14 protein-coding genes are annotated in these 16,188 nt (G+C 70.4%); 5 read left to right on the top strand and 9 right to left on the bottom strand.

The features are described from left to right. Positions 1 to 220: 220 nt before the first annotated feature. The 4 genes from ABZY45_RS11790 to ABZY45_RS11775 all read right to left on the bottom strand — a co-directional run bounded on the left by ABZY45_RS11790 (position 221) and on the right by ABZY45_RS11775 (position 3,786). Positions 221 to 1,324 carry a branched-chain amino acid aminotransferase gene (locus ABZY45_RS11790; RefSeq protein ID WP_356738615.1) on the bottom strand — a complete coding sequence of 368 codons (1,104 nt, stop codon included), beginning with the start codon at positions 1,322 to 1,324 and terminating at the stop codon, positions 221 to 223. Positions 1,325 to 1,616: 292 nt separating this feature from the next. Continuing rightward, positions 1,617 to 2,660: a 3-isopropylmalate dehydrogenase gene (locus ABZY45_RS11785; protein WP_356738611.1), complete on the bottom strand. Its 1,044-nt coding sequence runs from the start codon at positions 2,658 to 2,660 to the stop codon at positions 1,617 to 1,619. A gap of 94 nt (positions 2,661 to 2,754) precedes the next feature. Continuing rightward, positions 2,755 to 2,883 carry a hypothetical protein gene (locus tag ABZY45_RS11780; protein WP_356738609.1) on the bottom strand — a complete coding sequence of 43 codons (129 nt, stop codon included), beginning with the start codon at positions 2,881 to 2,883 and terminating at the stop codon, positions 2,755 to 2,757. Between the two features lie 303 nt (positions 2,884 to 3,186). After that, the gene (locus tag ABZY45_RS11775; RefSeq protein WP_356738607.1) at positions 3,187 to 3,786 is read right to left on the bottom strand and encodes a TetR/AcrR family transcriptional regulator; all 600 of its coding nucleotides are present in this window, start codon (positions 3,784 to 3,786) and stop codon (positions 3,187 to 3,189) included. A gap of 166 nt (positions 3,787 to 3,952) precedes the next feature. Here ABZY45_RS11775 and ABZY45_RS11770 point away from each other — a divergent pair, with 166 nt between their 5' ends. Beyond that, on the top strand, positions 3,953 to 6,244 hold the full coding sequence (locus ABZY45_RS11770) for a glycoside hydrolase family 3 N-terminal domain-containing protein (protein ID WP_356738605.1): 2,292 nt from the start codon (positions 3,953 to 3,955) through the stop codon (positions 6,242 to 6,244). 115 nt (positions 6,245 to 6,359) lie between these two features. On the opposite strand, the gene ABZY45_RS11765 is transcribed toward ABZY45_RS11770, so the two are convergent. Then, complete coding sequence (locus ABZY45_RS11765; protein WP_356738603.1) at positions 6,360 to 7,613, bottom strand: amidohydrolase family protein; 1,254 nt, start codon at positions 7,611 to 7,613, stop codon at positions 6,360 to 6,362. Between the two features lie 139 nt (positions 7,614 to 7,752). Here ABZY45_RS11765 and ABZY45_RS11760 point away from each other — a divergent pair, with 139 nt between their 5' ends. Then, positions 7,753 to 8,262, top strand: a complete 510-nt coding sequence (locus tag ABZY45_RS11760) for a MarR family winged helix-turn-helix transcriptional regulator (RefSeq protein WP_356738601.1) — start codon at positions 7,753 to 7,755, stop codon at positions 8,260 to 8,262. 241 nt (positions 8,263 to 8,503) lie between these two features. Here the strand turns inward: ABZY45_RS11760 and pruA are convergent, their stop codons facing one another. Together pruA and ABZY45_RS11750 are read right to left on the bottom strand one after the other, a co-directional pair. Continuing rightward, positions 8,504 to 10,135 carry an L-glutamate gamma-semialdehyde dehydrogenase gene (gene pruA, locus ABZY45_RS11755; RefSeq protein WP_356738599.1) on the bottom strand — a complete coding sequence of 544 codons (1,632 nt, stop codon included), beginning with the start codon at positions 10,133 to 10,135 and terminating at the stop codon, positions 8,504 to 8,506. A 104-nt stretch (positions 10,136 to 10,239) separates the two neighbouring features. Beyond that, entirely contained in the window at positions 10,240 to 11,220 is a 981-nt protein-coding gene (locus ABZY45_RS11750; protein ID WP_356738597.1) for a proline dehydrogenase family protein, read from the bottom strand. Between the two features lie 177 nt (positions 11,221 to 11,397). Here ABZY45_RS11750 and ABZY45_RS11745 point away from each other — a divergent pair, with 177 nt between their 5' ends. From ABZY45_RS11745 to ABZY45_RS11735, 3 genes are all read left to right on the top strand, one after another. Next, the gene (locus tag ABZY45_RS11745) at positions 11,398 to 12,537 is read left to right on the top strand and encodes a helix-turn-helix domain-containing protein (protein ID WP_356738595.1); all 1,140 of its coding nucleotides are present in this window, start codon (positions 11,398 to 11,400) and stop codon (positions 12,535 to 12,537) included. 85 nt (positions 12,538 to 12,622) lie between these two features. Next, entirely contained in the window at positions 12,623 to 12,976 is a 354-nt protein-coding gene (locus tag ABZY45_RS11740; RefSeq protein ID WP_356738593.1) for a hypothetical protein, read from the top strand. A gap of 43 nt (positions 12,977 to 13,019) precedes the next feature. Further along, on the top strand, positions 13,020 to 13,475 hold the full coding sequence (locus ABZY45_RS11735; protein ID WP_356738591.1) for a hypothetical protein: 456 nt from the start codon (positions 13,020 to 13,022) through the stop codon (positions 13,473 to 13,475). 14 nt (positions 13,476 to 13,489) lie between these two features. Here the strand turns inward: ABZY45_RS11735 and ABZY45_RS11730 are convergent. Continuing rightward, positions 13,490 to 14,349 (bottom strand): IS5 family transposase gene (locus ABZY45_RS11730; protein ID WP_356738589.1). Its coding sequence is split into 2 segments (ribosomal slippage): positions 13,490 to 13,998 and positions 13,998 to 14,349, totalling 861 coding nucleotides; the frame shifts between segments, so codons are not numbered across the junction. A 123-nt stretch (positions 14,350 to 14,472) separates the two neighbouring features. Next, positions 14,473 to 16,065 carry a phosphoglycerate dehydrogenase gene (serA, locus tag ABZY45_RS11725; protein WP_356738587.1) on the bottom strand — a complete coding sequence of 531 codons (1,593 nt, stop codon included), beginning with the start codon at positions 16,063 to 16,065 and terminating at the stop codon, positions 14,473 to 14,475. Positions 16,066 to 16,188: the final 123 nt, after the last annotated feature.

Genomic DNA, 16,188 nt, shown 5'->3' with positions numbered 1-16,188 from the left:
CGGCGCTCAAAACGCGGGGCGGGAAAGCCCACAGGCACGGGGCGGCGGCAGGGCAAGGACGCGGCGAAAGACAGCGGGGAAAGGCTCGGACGAAGGGCTGGGACGAAGGGCTCCGGGGACGCACGTAGGCCGCGCCCCTCGCGAGGGGCGCGGCCTACGTGTCACGAGCGGCGCGTACGGCCCGGGATCAGCCGAGCCGGTGCATCCGTACGGCCCGGGATCAGCCGAGCCGGTGCATCCAGCCGTGGGTGTCCTCGGCGATGCCCCGCTGGATGTCCAGCAGGCGCTCGCGCAGCTTGAGGGTCACCTCGCCGGGGGTGCCGTCGCCCTGCGTCCACTCGCCGTCCGCGCACTTCACGGTGCCGACGGGCGTGATGACGGCCGCGGTGCCGCAGGCGAAGACCTCGGTGAGCGTGCCGTTCTCCGTGTCGGCGCGCCACTGGTCGATGGAGACGCGGCCCTCCTCGGCGGTGTAGCCGAGGTCCTGGGCGACCGTGAGCAGGGAGTCACGGGTGACGCCGGCGAGCAGCGAGCCGGTGAGCGACGGGGTGACGATCCGCTTGCCGCCGTCCTCCTGGTCGTACACGAAGTAGAGGTTCATGCCGCCCAGTTCCTCGACCCACTTGTGCTCGACGGCGTCGAGGTAGGCGACCTGGTCACAGCCCTTGGCGGCGGCCTCGGCCTGGGCGAGCAGGGACGCGGCGTAGTTGCCGCCGGTCTTGGCGTCGCCCATGCCGCCGGGGACGGCGCGGACCCGGTCCTGCGAGAGCCAGATGGAGACCGGCTTCACCCCGCCGGAGAAGTAGGCACCGGCGGGCGAGGCGATGACGAGGAAGAGGTACTCGTTGGCGGGGCGGACACCCAGACCGACCTCGGAGGCGATCATGAAGGGGCGCAGGTAGAGGGACTCCTCGCCGCCGTGCGCCGGGACCCATGCCTGGTCCTGCCGGACCAGCACGTCACAGGCCTCGATGAAGGTCTCGACGGGGAGCTCGGGCATCGCGAGACGGACCGCTGAGCGCTGGAAGCGGGCGGCGTTGGCCTCCGGGCGGAAGCTGGCGACGGAGCCGTCGGGCTGCCGGTAGGCCTTGAGCCCCTCGAAGATCTCCTGGGCGTAGTGCAGCGTCATGTTCGCCGGGTCGATGGACAGCGGACCGTACGGGACGAGCTGGGCGTCGTGCCAGCCGCGCCCCTCGGTCCAGCTGATCGTCACCATGTGATCGGTGAAGTGGCGGCCGAAGCCGGGGCTGGCCAGGATCGCCTCGCGCTCCGCGTCGGACAGCGGATTCGAGGAGGGCTTGAGCTCGATCGTGGGCGTCGTCATGAGTGCGTGTCCTTCACCGGTCTTGTGTCTGATGGACCACGCTCGCTCCCGCCCTCGCCCGGCGCCGGCCGGAAAGGTTGTAGGACGTCCGAGCACTACCGCGAGCCGCGGTCCCGTTCGATTATCTCTCTCGGGCGGCCCTGCACGAAATGACGTGTTTGCGGTGACGTCGACCGTATCGCTACGGCGACGCGAAAACGCGGTCCTGGGGTCGATGGTGGCACCCGGGGACCGCAAGGTGAAGCCGCCGGGTGCGGTTGCGACCCGGCGGCTTCGAAGTGGAGACGTCGGGTCAGCCTGCTACGCGTACCGCGAGCGCGTCGCCGATCTCGTCGGTGGTGCGCGGGTTCTTTCCGTCACGCTCCGCGAGATCGGCGGAGACGGCGTCCTCGATGCGCACGGCCTCGGTCTCGTAGCCGAGGTGGCGCAGCAGGAGGGCGACGGAGAGGATCGTGGCGGTCGGGTCGGCCTTGCCCTGGCCCGCGATGTCGGGGGCAGTGCCGTGGACCGGCTCGAACATGGACGGGAAGGCGCCCGTCGGGTTGATGTTGCCGGAGGCGGCCAGGCCGATACCGCCGGTCACGGCAGCGGCGAGGTCGGTGAGGATGTCACCGAAGAGGTTGTCGGTGACGATGACGTCGAAGCGCTCCGGCTGGGTGACGAAGAAGATCGTCGCGGCGTCGACGTGCAGGTAGTCGGTGGTGACCTCGGGGAACTCGGCCGCGACCTTGTCGAAGGTGTTCTTCCACAGGTGGCCCGCGTACACGAGGACGTTGTTCTTGTGGACGAGCGTCAGCTTCTTGCGCGGACGGGCGGCGGCACGCGCGAAGGCGTCACGCACGACGCGCTCGACACCGTAGGCGGTGTTGACGCTGACCTCGGTGGCGACCTCGTGCTCCGTGCCGGTGCGCAGGGAACCGCCGTTGCCCGTGTACGGGCCCTCGGTGCCCTCGCGGACGACGACGAAGTCGATCTCGGGACGGCCGGCGAGCGGCGTCGTGGTGTTCGGGAAGAGCTTCGACGGCCTCAGGTTGATGAAGTGGTCGAAGGCGAAACGCAGCTTGAGCAGCAGCCCGCGCTCCAGCACGCCGGACGGGACCGAGGGGTCACCGATGGCTCCGAGCAGGATGGCGTCGTGGCCCTTGAGGGCTTCGAGCTCCGCGTCCGGGAGGGTTTCACCGGTGCGGTGCCAACGCTGGGCGCCGAGGTCGTACTCCTTGGTCTCCAGCTTCACATCCTGCGGGAGAACAGCGTTGAGGACCTTGAGGCCCTGGGTGACGACCTCCTGGCCGATACCGTCGCCGGGGATCACTGCGAGATCGATGCTGCGAGACATGCATGCACCCTAGCCCCCGTCCCACCCCATGACATCCGACGTCCATCATGCGGACAGGGCCCGACGTCGGCGGCCCTGGGGCGGGAGGCCGGCCTCAGTGACCCGTCGACCCGCCGTTGTCCCTGCGGTCGAGGGCACGCTGCAGTGCTGCGGCGGCGTTCTTGCGCTCCGGCTCGGTGGTGCGGGGGGTGTGACGGACGCGGCGGGCAGTGGTCTCGGCCATGACGGATCGACTCCTTGAGATCGCGTGGATTTCGAGATCGGGACTTCGCGCAACGGATGTCGAGATCGGGATTTCGAGGCGCCGGAAGGGGCGGGGAGCGGATGCCGCAGGGGTTGCCTGCTTCGGGGCGCGCTCACTTCCGCCGGTCGCTGGTCATGCGATTCGTTCGGCTCCTACAAAGCTAGGGCAGCTGGAGCCATCTGTCTCCACAGATACTCGGACTTCCTACTATCTGAGACGGTGCGGCCGGCTGCCGTACCGCGCGGCCCGCCCTCCGACGCACGCCATGCGCCTCCTCCCGGCTCAGAGATCCACGGTGAGCTGCGCCTGGAGGTGTGCGCGCAGGACGCCGGCCATGTCCGTCGCACGGTCGCTGAGCAGCCACTGCACCTGGAGGCCGTCCATCAGGGCGATCAGCTGCCGGCCCGCGTCGTCCGGGGTGATCCCGGCACGCAGCGCGCCGTCCAGGCCCGCCTGGGCGTACGCACGTTGGGCGCCCGCCACCGAATTCTCGTAGCGGCGGACGAAGTACCCGTGCGCAGGGTGGTCCGCGGCCGTCGCCTCGGCGGAGACCACCGAGAAGAGCTCGACGATCCCGCGCCGGGTGGAGTTCAGCTCCGCCAGTTCGGCGAACCGCCGCAGCCGCCCGACCCCCGTGGTGCCGCCCAGCGACAGCCACGCGCCGTCCACCTCGTCGCGATGCTCCAGGACGGCGAGCAGCAGCGCCTCCTTGGTCGGGAAGTGGTGCAGCAGTCCGGTGTGCGAGATGCCGCACCTGGTCGCGAGAACCCGGAGCGACGCGCCCCGGTAACCGGCCTCGCCGAACAGGGACATGGCCTGGTCGAGGATCTCCAGCCGTTTCGCCCGGCCCTTCGCGTATCCACGCGGCGCTCCGGCCGTCACTCGCCACTCCCCCGGCCCGCCGGCGCGGGGCGGGCCGGCTGTTCGGTGCGTCGGATCGCCATGCGTCCTCCAGAGACTCGGCCGGAGATTCGGCTCCGGAGATACTTACCAGGTGGTCGGGATTGACTCTATGGTGAAGGTGAACCGTGTCGCGAAAGGACCCCCCGTGGCCCCCTCCCTGCCCTACCTCGACCCCGCGCTGCCCGTCGCCGAGCGGGTCGGCGACCTCATCGGCCGCATGACCCTGGCCGAGAAGGCCGGCCAGATGCTCCAGCTGAACGCCAAGGACGGGGTGCGCCACCTCATCGAGGACCTGCACGCGGGCTCGATCCTGCACGCCTCCCCCGACCGCGTACTGGAAGCGGCGGCGCTGACCGAGCGGACCCGCCTGCGCATCCCGCTGCTGGTCGCGGAGGACTGCATCCACGGCCACTCCTTCTGGGAGGGGGCCACGATCTACCCCACGCAGCTGGGCCTGGCCGCCACCTGGGACGCCGGTCTCGTGGAGCGCGTCGCCCGCGCCACCGCCGTCGAGGTGGCCGCCACGGGCGTGCACTGGACGTTCTCGCCGGTCCTCTGCATCACCCGGGACCTGCGGTGGGGCCGGGTCAGCGAGACCTTCGGCGAGGACCCCTTCCTGATCGGCGAACTGGCATCGGCGATGGTGCGCGGCTACCAGGGCGACGGGCTCGCCGACCCGACGGCGGTCCTCGCCTGCGCCAAGCACTTCGCGGGCTACTCCGAGACACAGGGCGGCCGTGACGCGAGCGAGGCGGACATCTCCCGCCGCAAACTCCGCTCGTGGTTCCTGCCGCCGTTCGAGCGCGTGGCCCGGGAGGGCTGCCGTACGTTCATGCTCGGCTACCAGTCCATGGACGGCGTGCCGATCACCGTCAACGACTGGCTGCTCAACGAGGTGCTGCGCGGCGAGTGGGGCTACACCGGCACGCTGGTCACGGACTGGGACAACGTCGGCCGCATGGTGTGGGAGCAGAAGGTCTACGCCGACCACACCCAGGCGGCGGCCGCCGCCGTCCGCGCGGGCAACGACATGGTGATGACCACCCCGCAGTTCTTCGAGGGCGCGCAGAACGCCGTTGCCGAAGGCACCCTGGACGAGGCGGAGATCGACGCGGCGGTACGGCGCGTCCTCACCCTGAAATTCGAGCTCGGCCTCTTCGAGAACCCGCGCCACCCGGATGCCGCCCGGCAGGCAGCGGTCATCGGCAGCGCCGGTCACACCGAGCTGAATCTGGAGGCCGCGCGCCGTTCCCTGGTGCTGCTCACCAACGACGGCACCCTGCCGCTGGCGGGCGGCCTGGTGGCGGGGCCGGACGGACGCGCCCTCGCCGAGGACGGTTCGGCTCCCCGCCGGGTCGCCGTCGTCGGCCCCAACGCCGATGACGCCCAGACCCAGCTGGGCGACTGGGCGGGTTCCTCGGGCCAGGCGGACTGGCTGCCGGACGGCCACCCGCGCCACATGATCCGTACCGTGCTCGACGGCTTCCGCGAGCACGTACCGGCCGACTGGACCGTCACCTACGCCCGGGGAGCCGAGATCCTCTCCGTGGGCCCCGACCCGGAGGGCGCGTTCTTCCCGGACGGGCAGCCCCGCCCCGAGGTCGTCGTGCCGGCCGAGCCCTCCGGCGAACTGATCGGTGAGGCCGTCACCGCCGCAGAGGCCGCCGACTACGTCGTCGCCGTCGTGGGCGACCGTATCGAGCTGGTCGGCGAGGGCCGTTCGACGGCGACCCTGGAACTCGTGGGAGACCAGGTCGCGTTGCTCGACGCGCTCGCCGCGACCGGCAAGCCGCTCGTCGTCGTGGTCATCAGTTCCAAGCCCCTGGTGCTGCCGCCGTCCGCCCACGGCGCGGCGGCGATCGTGCACGCCTTCAACCCGGGCATGCAGGGCGGCAGGGCGGTGGCCGAACTCCTGCTGGGCCTCGTCGAACCCTCGGGCCGGCTGCCCGTCTCCTTCGCCCGGCACGCGGGCCAGCAGCCCACGTACTACAACCAGATCAGGGGTCAGCACGGCTCCCGGTACGCCGACCTCACCCAGCGCCCGGCCTTCGTGTTCGGCGAGGGCCTGAGCTACACGACCGTCGCCTACTCCGGTCTGGAGGTGCTCACCGCCTGCGTCGGCGAGGCCGACACGCTGCGGGCGCGTGTCACCGTCCACAACACGGGCGCGCGGCCCGCCGTGGAGACGGTGCAGATGTACGTCAGCGACAGCGTGACGTCCGTGACCTGGGCGGAGAAGGAACTGAAGGGCTACCGGCAGGTCACGCTCGCCCCGGGCGAGCGGAGCGAGGTGCTGCTCGAACTGCCGGTCGCCGACTGCACCCTGGTGGACGCGGCCGGCCGTCGCGTGGTGGAGCCGGGCGCCTTCGAACTGCTCGTCGGCCCCTCCTCGCGCGACGACGCCCTTCTGCGGGCGGGCTTCACCGTGAAGGGCTGAGGCCACGCGGAGAGCACCCGGCACGCGTGACACCCATCCGGGTGCGGCAGCCGTCGGCGGGCCGCCCGCCGACGGAGGACATGGCGGGCAACCGCCGCTCGACGGGAGCCGATCCCTACGAGGGCGCCAGCGTGGTGCGGGTGCCCCGGCGCCACACCTCACGCAGGTTGAGGGTGTCGCCGATCGTGACGGTGGGGTCGCCGTCCACGAGCAGCAGGTCGGCCCGCAGGCCCTCGGCGACGCGCCCACGGTCCTCCAGGCCGAAGCGACGCGCCGGGGTGAGGGTCGCCGCGCGCAGGGCCTGGACCGGGGTGAGACCAGCCCGGACGAGGTACTGGAGCTCTTGGTGGACGCTGGCACCGTGGACCATGCCGCCGAGGAACGGCAGCGGCATGGGGGCCGCGTCGGTGCCCGCCATCAGGTCGACGCCGGCGTCGTGCAGGGCCTTGACCGAGGCCAGGACATCCTCCAGTTCTCCCTGCGGATAGCGGTCGTAGCTGCTGACCAAGGTGTTCGTCCAGGCCTCGTCCAGGCGTGATCCGACGCGCGGGTCCTCGGCGAGGGACGATCCGGTGACGCCCGTCATGGAGGCGTTCAGGACGACGCACGGGACGACGAACGCACCCGAGGCGGCGATGAGTTCGATGATCTCCCCGGTATGCGGCCGGTCCATGAACAGGTGGGCGAAGCCGTCGACGCCGGCCTCGACCGCCATCCGTGTCGCATCGACGGTCAGGGTGTGGGCGATGGCGAGCATCCCGTGCCGGTGGGCCTCGGCGACACCGGCGGTCAGGGTCGCCTGGTCGAGCATGGGCAGACCGGGGTGCCCCTCGACCGTACCGTCGTCGACCATGAACTTGATGTAGTCCGAGCCCGCGGCGACCAGCCGGGGGACGAAGGCGACCGCTTCCTCGGGCGTGGTGGAGAACGGCATCAGGGGCATCTCACGCGGAGCGGGCCGATCGCTGTGGCCGTCCGGTTCTCCGTGGCCGCCCGGCTTGAAGCCCTTGGGCATGAGTTCGCTGGGGTGGCCACCGGGAGGCGTGATGCCGAACCCGGCGGAACGGACATCGGCGAGGGAGTCGTTCTCCGTGATGTGCGCGCGGCGGTCCCTGGTGTTCAGTCCCTGCATCTCCAGCTCGGTGGTGATCCCGAACCGCAGGGCCAGCGAGAGGGCCTCGTCGGAGGTGTGCACATGGGCGTCGATCAGGCCGGGCAGGAGTGTGCCGCCCCTGGCGTCGACGATGTCCGCCCCGGCGGGCGGCCGGCCTCCGACCGCCACGATCCGCGTTCCGTCCAGCACGACGGTGGTGTCCTCCAGCACGTGCTCACCGTCGAACACCCGGCCGTTGATGATGGCTGTGATCATGACTCTCTCCTCCGGGCGGGCACGTCGCTCTGCTGGCGCCGAGCTCTCCCACCGCGTCGACCACATTAATGCAAGTTGCAATTTCATGCACGATTGCATGTATCTGCCGCCGTGCAGATACATGCGATAGGCTGCGGGGGTGACCGACAAGGACGCCTCCATGCCGCAGGGCCAGGCCCTCCTGGACGCCGTCGGCACGGCCTTCGCCCGCTTGCGGCGGCGCACCATGCAGGCGCCGGTCGACCCCCCTACGGGGCCCAAGGACCTGAAGCGCAACCTTGTCCTCAACATCGTGGACGAGGCGGCCGAGACGGACACGGAGATGACGGTCGGCGGGCTCGCCGACCACCTGCTGGTGGACCCGTCGGTGGCGAGCCGCATGGTCAGCGACTGCATCTCGCACGGCTATCTGATCCGCGCGGCCTCGCAGCAGGACGGCCGCCGTACGGTGCTCCACCTCACGGAGGAGGGCACAGCCCTCCTCCGTCGCTTCCGCCACCAGCAGCGGCAGGCATTCGAATTCATCACCCGGGACTGGCCCGAAGCCGAGCGGCTCGAATTCGCACGCCTCCTGCTCAAGTACGCGGACTCCACCGCCCAGCTGCCCGCACCGGGCGCTGCGGGCGGACAGCCGCCGGTCACTCCGTAGGGCGGCCGGGTCGCCGAGCCTGCGACGGCGCGTCGGTCGGCTCGTCGGCCGCCCGGAGCCCTCACAAGGGGGCGATGACCCGCTGGCCCTGCGGCCGGGAAGGCCGGACACCACCATCCAGAACCGGGCGCGCTCCGAGGAAGCGAGGGCCCGGAAATGGAAACCGCCTCCCGGCAGGCGGGGGGAGCCGGCCGGGAGGCGGAGTGCGGGGCGGGGCGCCCGTGACGGGCGCCCCTGGGCGTCAGCCCTGGTGGGGGTAGGTGTACTCGGTCGGCGGAACCAGCGTCTCCTTGATGGCGCGGGTCAGCGTCCAGCGCTGCAGGTTCTGCGGGGCGCCCGCCTTGTCGTTCGTCCCGGAGCCACGGCCGCCGCCGAAGGGCTGCTGGCCGACGACGGCACCGGTCGACTTGTCGTTGATGTAGAAGTTGCCCGCGGCGTAGCGGAGCTTCTCCATCGTGTACGCGGCGGCGGCGCGGTCACCCGCGATGACGGATCCGGTCAGGGCGTAGTCGCTGACCGACTCCATCTGCTCCAGCATCGCGTCGTACTTCTCGTCCTCGTAGACGTGCACGGCGAGGATCGGGCCGAAGTACTCGGTGGTGAACACCTCGTTGGCCGGGTCGTCGCAGACGATGACCGTGGGGCGGACGAAGTAGCCGACGGAGTCGTCGTAGGTGCCGCCGGCGATGACGGTGCAGGTCGGGTCGGCCTTGGCGCGGTCGATCGCGGCCTTGTTCTTGGCGAAGGAACGCTCGTCGATGACGGCGCCCATGAAGTTCGACAGGTCGGTGACGTCACCCATGGTGATGCCGTCGACCTCGGCCGCGAACTCCTCCTTGAAGCCGGAGTTCCAGATGGAGGCCGGCACGTAGGCGCGGGAGGAGGCGGAGCACTTCTGGCCCTGGTACTCGAACGAGCCACGGGTCAGCGCGGTCTTCAGGACGGCGCGGTCGGCGCTGGGGTGCGCGACGACGAAGTCCTTGCCACCGGTCTCGCCGACGAGCCGCGGGTAGGTGCGGTAGTTGGCGATGTTGTTGCCGACCGTCTTCCACAGGTGCTGGAAGGTGGGCGTCGAGCCGGTGAAGTGGATGGCGGCCAGGTCACGGTGGTTCAGCGCGACCTCGGAGACGGCGATGCCGTCGCCGGTGACCAGGTTGATGACGCCCTTGGGCAGACCGGCCTCCTCCAGGAGCTGCATCAGCAGCACGGCGGCGTGGGTCTGCGTCGGGGACGGCTTCCACACCACGACGTTGCCCATGAGGGCGGGCGCGGTGGGGAGGTTGGCCGCGATGGCGGAGAAGTTGAACGGCGTGATCGCGTAGACGAAGCCCTCGAGCGGACGGTGGTCCATGCGGTTCCACACGCCGGGGGAGTTCGCCGGCGGCTGCTCGGCGAGGATCTGGCGCGCGTAGTGCACGTTGAAGCGCCAGAAGTCGACGAGCTCACAGGGACAGTCGATCTCGGCCTGCTGGGCGGTCTTGCCCTGGCCCAGCATGGTGGAGGCGGCGAGCGTCTCGCGCCAGGGGCCGGAGAGCAGTTCGGCGGCGCGCAGGATGATCGCGGCGCGGTCGTCGAAGGACATCGCACGCCAGGCCGGGGCGGCGGCGAGGGCGGCGTCGATCGCGTCCTGCGCGTCGGCCTCGGTGGCGGCGGCACCGGTACCGATGACGGAACGGTGGTTGTGCGGCTGCACGACGTCGAAGCGCGCGCCGCCACCCAGCCGCTTCTCGCCGCCGATGGTCATCGGCAGCTCGATGGGGTTCTGGCTGAGCTCCTTGAGCTTCGCCTCCAGACGGGCGCGCTCCGCGGTGCCGGGGGCGTAGGAGTGGACCGGCTCGTTGACCGGCGCGGGGACCTGGGTGACAGCATCCATGAGTGCCTTGTCTCCTTGGTTGAGGTGGGTGGTCGGCCGGGCAGGTCAGCCCTTGTTCAGCCGGGGTGCGGCCCTTGGTCCGGACCTCGGTCCAGCGCGGTGGCTCAGCCCTTGGTGAGGATGGACCGGCCGAAGAACAGCAGGTTGGCCGGCTTCTCCGCGAGGCGGCGCATGAAGTATCCGTACCAGTCGGTGCCGTACGCCGTGTAGACGCGCATCCGGTGGCCCTCTGCGGCGAGCCGGACGTGCTCCTCGCTGCGGATGCCGTACAGCATCTGGAACTCGTACTCGTCCAGTTTGCGCCCGGCCTGGCGCGCGAGCTCCTGGCCGATGGCGATGAGACGGGGATCGTGCGAGCCGATCATCGGGTAGCCCTCGCCGTGCATCAGCGTTTTGAGGATGCGGACGTACGCCTTGTCGATCTCCGGCTTGTTCTGGTACGCGACGGAGGCGGGCTCCTTGTAGGCGCCCTTCACCAGGCGGACCCGGCTGCCCGCGGCGGCGAGGCGGCGGGCGTCGGCCTCGGTGCGGAACAGGTAGGACTGGATCACGCAGCCGGTCTGCGGGAAGTCCTTCCGCAGCTCCTCGTGGATGGCGAACATCGAGTCCAGCGTGGTGTGGTCCTCGGCGTCCAGCGTGACCGTGGTGCCGATCGCGGCGGCGGCCTCGACGACGGGGCGGACGTTGGCGAGGGCCAGCTCGTGACCGCCCGGGAATTCGGGGGCGGGCCCGGAGGGCTCTCCGTCGAGGGCGGTGGTGGGTGACGGGAGGGATTGGCCGAACATCGACAGCTTGACGGACATCTCGGCCCGGGCACCGAGCCCGAGCTCCTTCAGACGCCCGATGAGCTCCAGGTAGGCGTCACGCGCGGCGGCGGCCTGCTCGGGGGTGGTGATGTCCTCACCCACGACGTCCAGGGTGACCTCGAGGCCCTTGGCGGCGGCGTCCTGGATGACGGGGACGACCTGGTCGACGCTCTCACCGGCGATGAAGCGGTCGACGACCTGCTTGGTGCCCGGCGCTGCCGAGATGAAACGACGCATCTTGTCGCTGCGTGACGCGGCGAGAATCACGGGACCCAGCACGGGGCACCTCCACGGAGTACGAACGAGGCCGGACCGGGACGGAAGTGAACGGACCGGGACGGCACGGAGAACCACTGTGAAATCTAGGTACCCCCGCATTCCCGTGCCATCGACAGCTGTCACGCATCCGTGCACCGGTTCTCAGACATATGTCTGAAGGGGTGCGAGAATGGCGAGGTGAAGGGCGATTACCAGGAGCTGGTCGACGAGATCTCCGCGCTGCTCAGCGCCCCCGCGACCCTGGAGAACCGCGATTTCGGCCTCGTCGCCTTCGGGGCGCACGACAGCGACGACGACACCGCCATGGATCCGGTCCGTACACGCTCGATCCTGACCCGTCGCTCCACCCCCGCCGTCCGGTCCTGGTTCGAGGGCTTCGGCATCACCCGTGCGACGGGACCGGTCCGTATCCCGGCCGCCCCGGAGGCGGGGGTGTACCGGGACCGCATCTGCCTCCCGGTACGCCATCGGGGTGTCGTCCTCGGCTACGTGTGGCTGCTGGACGCCGATCCTGGACCGACCGAGGGACAGCTGGCGTCAGCGATGGACGTCGCGGCCCGGATCGGCGCCCTGCTCGCCGACGAGGAGCGGGCCGGAGCGGACCTCTCGCGGGAATTCGGCGCGGCGCTGGCCGCCGGGCGCGGCTGGCAGCGGGACATGGCGCTGGCCGCGCTGCACGAGGCCCTCGGCACCGACGCGGACGGCCTGCACACGGTGGTGTGCGTGACCCCGTGGCAGAGCGAGACCCCCTCCGTGCGTACGGTGCCCTCGGCCGCCGCCCTCGCCACGGTGCCGGGGGCGGCAGGCCAGGATCTGGCCGCCCTGATCCGCTTGCGGTCCCCCGACGCCCTCGACCCGGCGACGACCGCCGCCGAACGGCTGCGCGGCGCGGCCGGGGGCGCCGCCACCGGTGGCTTCGCCACCGCCCGCCGGGGCCTCGCGGAACTGGCCGGCTCCTGGCACGAGGCCCTGTCCGCCGCCCGCGCGGCCTCCGCCGAATCCCGCTACGGGCCGGTCGCCGGCTGGTCGGCCATCGGCCCGTACCGGCTGCTGGCCTCCCTGCCCCACGGCCAGGACAGCGCACCGGACCAGGCCGTCCGGCCCCTGCTGACCCCGCCCCACGCGGAACTGGCCCGTACCGCCGAGGTCTTCCTCGACCGCGCGGGCCAGGCGAGCCGTACGGCCACGGAGCTGGGCATCCACCGCCAGACCCTGTACTACCGCCTGGCCCGGGTGCAGCAGCTCACCGGCCTGGACATCAACGACGGCGAGGACAGGCTGCTGCTCCACATGGCGCTGAAGCAGGCCCGGCTGTAGACACCCGGGCGGTTGAGTACGCCACCGGCGCGTCCTGAGTACTCCGGCGGAGGAGCCGGGGTCGCGCGGGCGGTGAACTGGAGCCATGAGCAACGACATCCGGACGCCCGTCTCACTCGCCCCGCGCGCACTGTCCGGCTCGCGGTGGTGGGCGGTCCCCCTGACGGGGACCCTGGCGGCGCCGGCACTGACCGTGATCGTCTCCTCGGCGGAGAACGCCTTCGCCGGCAGGACGTTCCTCCTGACCGGCGGGATGGTCCTGGCCTACGCGCTGATCCTGCCGAGCTGGTTCCTCGGGCGGACACCGGACCGGCGGCATCGGCGGACCGGGCTCGTCGTGTCCGGCTGCGCGATCGCCTTCTCGTTCCCCGCCCTGATCTCCACGCTCGGCTGGACCGTGTTCCTCGTCGCGCTCCTCACCGGGCAGGTGGACGGCTAGAGCGTGTCTCCTTGGTGCTGTCCGCCGTGCGAAGCTGTGCGCCATGGAGCCTTCGATAGTCCGTGGACTTGCTCTGCCCGCCCTGCTGACGTCGCTCATCGATCGCGACCTCTGGCGTCACCCGGGCGATGTGGTGCTGGCGAAGGCCATTCCGTGGTTCAAGGACCCACTTGGCTTCGTGTCGAACCCCGAGCAGATGGCGTACGCGTCCCAATCGATGGACATGTTCGCCGATGATCCGCACTCCGCCTTCTTTCGCCAGGCACGCGGAAGCAGAAGCGTCGCCCCGCTCGAACTTCCTTGGCTTGACGTTGACCAGGCAGTGCTGATCGCCACCACTCGCAACCCCGGTGATGACGGCGCCTTGGCTCTCGACTACCGGACTGACCCCTCAGATCCCCGCATCGTCGGCAGTGACTTCTGGACGGACCCACTTCTGTGCCAGTGGAGGGTCGTAGCACCTACTTTCTCAGGCTTCGTCTCAAGCTTGGGCCTGTAGCTTCCGCAGTCATGTCACTGCCGCGCCCAGAGAAGGATGGACGCGACGTGGAGTGCGGCCTGGTAGGCGATGGCTAGTTTGTCCGTCCGCAGGGCCAGGCCGCGCCACTGCTTGAGGCGGGCGATGCACCGCTCGACGGCATTGCGCTCCTTGTATTTCGCGGCGTCGAAGCTGGGTGGGCGGCCTCCGGCACGGCCTCGCCGCAGGCGGTGACCGATCTGGTCTGCGGGCTGCGGGATGACAGCCCGGATGCCTCGGCGACGAAGGTGTCCACGGATCGCGCGGGACGAGTAGGCGCGATCCGCCAGGACGGTTGTCGGGCGGGTTCTTGGCCTTCCGGGTCCGCTGCGCGGGATCCGAATCCTGGCCATGACCGCCTCGAAGGCCGGCGCGTCACCAGCCTGGCCGGCGGTGACGTGGATGCCCAGAGGACGGGCCCGGCTGTCACCGGCCAAGTGGACCTTCGTGCTCAGCCCGCCACGGGAACGTCCGAGCGCGTGATCCTCAGGCTCCGACCGGCCGGGCGCCCCCTTTTCCTGGCTCCGGCCGAATGTCGGTGAGCCCGGCAGACAGTGGAGTCCACAGAGACTGTCCAGTCCATATCGTCACCCTCATCCGCCGCAGCAAGTAGTGCCGCGAAGATGCGTTCCCACGTGCCGTCCACGGCCCACCTGATCAAACGCTTGTGAGCGGTCTGAAAAGACCCGAGCTCGCTGGGCAGGTCCCGCCAGGGCGAGCAGGTGCGGTACTTCCACGCAATGGCCTCAAGGGTTCGGCAGTGGTCAGCCCACCGTCGCCCACGGGCCGGATCGGCCGGCATCAACGGTTCGATCCGGTCCCACATCGCATCGGTGATCACCAATCGGACAGACACATCCGATCAACTGGCCAGCCCATCAAAGAGACACGCTCTAGACCCCGTCCGGGGCCCGAACGGCCCGCGCCCGGGCGCAGATCGGAATCTGCGCCCGGGCGCGGGCTGTCGCACGACTGCGGATCAGTCGGTGAGGTTCACCGAACGGGCCGAGGTGGCACCGATCTCCTCGGCGATCTCGGTCAGGACCGACTGCGGAATGGTGTCGTCGACGGTGAGGACGACCAGCGCCTCGCCGCCCGCGTCCTGCCGCGAGACCTGCATACCGGCGATGTTCAGCCCGGCCTCGCCGAGGATCTTGCCGACCGCGCCGACGACGCCGGGGCGGTCCTCGTAGCGCAGGACGACCATGTGGTCGGCGAGCGCCAGGTCGACGTCGTGCTCACCGATCGCGACGATCTTCTGGAGGTGCTTGGGGCCGGCCAGCGTGCCGGAGACCGCGACCTCCTCGCCGCTCGACAGCGTGCCGCGGACGGTGACCACGTTGCGGTGGTCCGGCGACTCGGAGCTGGTGGTGAGGCGGACCTCGACACCGCGCTCCTGCGCGAAGAGCGGGGCGTTGACGTAGCTGACGGTCTCGTCGACGACATCCTCGAAGACGCCCTTGAGCGCGGAGAGCTCCAGCACCTTCACGTCGTGCTGGGTGATCTCGCCGTAGACCTCTACGTCGAGACGGGCCGCGACCTCGCCCGCGAGCGCGGTGAAGATCCGGCCGAGCTTCTCGGCGAGCGGCAGACCGGGACGTACGTCCTCGGCGATCACGCCGCCCTGGACGTTGACCGCGTCGGGCACGAGCTCACCGGCGAGGGCCAGACGGACGGACTTGGCGACCGCGATGCCCGCCTTCTCCTGCGCCTCGTCGGTGGAGGCACCGAGGTGCGGGGTGCAGACGACCTGGTCGAACTGGAAGAGCGGGGAGTCCGTGCAGGGCTCCTTGGTGTACACGTCCAGACCGGCGCCGGCGACCCGGCCCTCCTTGAGGGCGGAGGCGAGCGCCTCCTCGTCGACGATGCCGCCGCGCGCGGCGTTGACGATGCGCACCGAGGGCTTCACCTTGTGCAGCGCCTCGTCGCCGATCAGGCCGAGCGTCTCGGGGGTCTTGGGGAGGTGCACCGTGATGAAGTCGGAGACCTCGAGCAGCTCGTCCAGAGTGAGGAGCTTGACGCCCATCTGCGCGGCGCGCGCGGGCTGCACGTAGGGGTCGTACGCGACGATCTTCATGCCGAACGCGGACATGCGCTGCGCGACCAGCACGCCGATGCGGCCGAGGCCGACGACGCCGAGGGTCTTCTCGCTGAGCTCGACACCCGTGTACTTGGAGCGCTTCCACTCGCCGTTCTTCAGGGCGGTGTTGGCCTGCGGGATGTTGCGCGCGGTGGCGACGAGCAGACCACAGGCCAGCTCGGCGGCGGTGACGATGTTGGAGGTCGGCGCGTTGACGACCATCACACCGGCCTTGGTGGCCGCGGAGACGTCGACGTTGTCCAGACCGACGCCGGCCCGGGCGACGACCTTGAGCTGCTTCGCGGCGGCGATGGCCTCGGCGTCGACCTTGGTCGCGGAGCGCACCAGGATCGCGTCGACGTCGGCGATCGCGGGGAGGAGTTCGGCGCGGTCCGCGCCGTTGCAGTGCCGGATCTCGAAATCCGGACCCAGAGCGTCGACCGTGGCGGGCGACAGCTCTTCGGCGATGAGTACGACAGGTTTCGAGCTCACGTGAGTCCTCACAAGTCCAGTGCGGACGGCCGTCCCGACGGCCGCAGGCGGTGGAGGGGCTAGCCGCGTGGAAGACGCACGACACTGTGGGCCCTGACGCGTGTATGTGTTGTTGAGAGTGTA

This window comes from Streptomyces sp. NPDC006516 (assembly GCF_040611875.1).
GTDB lineage: Bacteria > Actinomycetota > Actinomycetes > Streptomycetales > Streptomycetaceae > Streptomyces.
Note: the sequence above shows the minus strand (reverse complement) of the source record. Positions and strands in the feature narration are given on the sequence as shown.

Excerpts from the sequence above, each read along its gene's own strand:
- ABZY45_RS11740 (WP_356738593.1), top strand. The coding sequence starts at position 12,623 with ATGAGCAACGACATCCGGACGCCCGTCTCACTCGCCCCGCGCGCACTG.
- ABZY45_RS11785 (WP_356738611.1), bottom strand. The coding sequence starts at position 2,660 with ATGTCTCGCAGCATCGATCTCGCAGTGATCCCCGGCGACGGTATCGGC.
- ABZY45_RS11790 (WP_356738615.1), bottom strand. The coding sequence starts at position 1,324 with ATGACGACGCCCACGATCGAGCTCAAGCCCTCCTCGAATCCGCTGTCC.
- ABZY45_RS11735 (WP_356738591.1), top strand. The coding sequence starts at position 13,020 with ATGGAGCCTTCGATAGTCCGTGGACTTGCTCTGCCCGCCCTGCTGACG.
- ABZY45_RS11780 (WP_356738609.1), bottom strand. The coding sequence starts at position 2,883 with ATGGCCGAGACCACTGCCCGCCGCGTCCGTCACACCCCCCGCACCACC.
- ABZY45_RS11765 (WP_356738603.1), bottom strand. The coding sequence starts at position 7,613 with ATGATCACAGCCATCATCAACGGCCGGGTGTTCGACGGTGAGCACGTG.
- pruA (WP_356738599.1), bottom strand. The coding sequence starts at position 10,135 with ATGGATGCTGTCACCCAGGTCCCCGCGCCGGTCAACGAGCCGGTCCAC.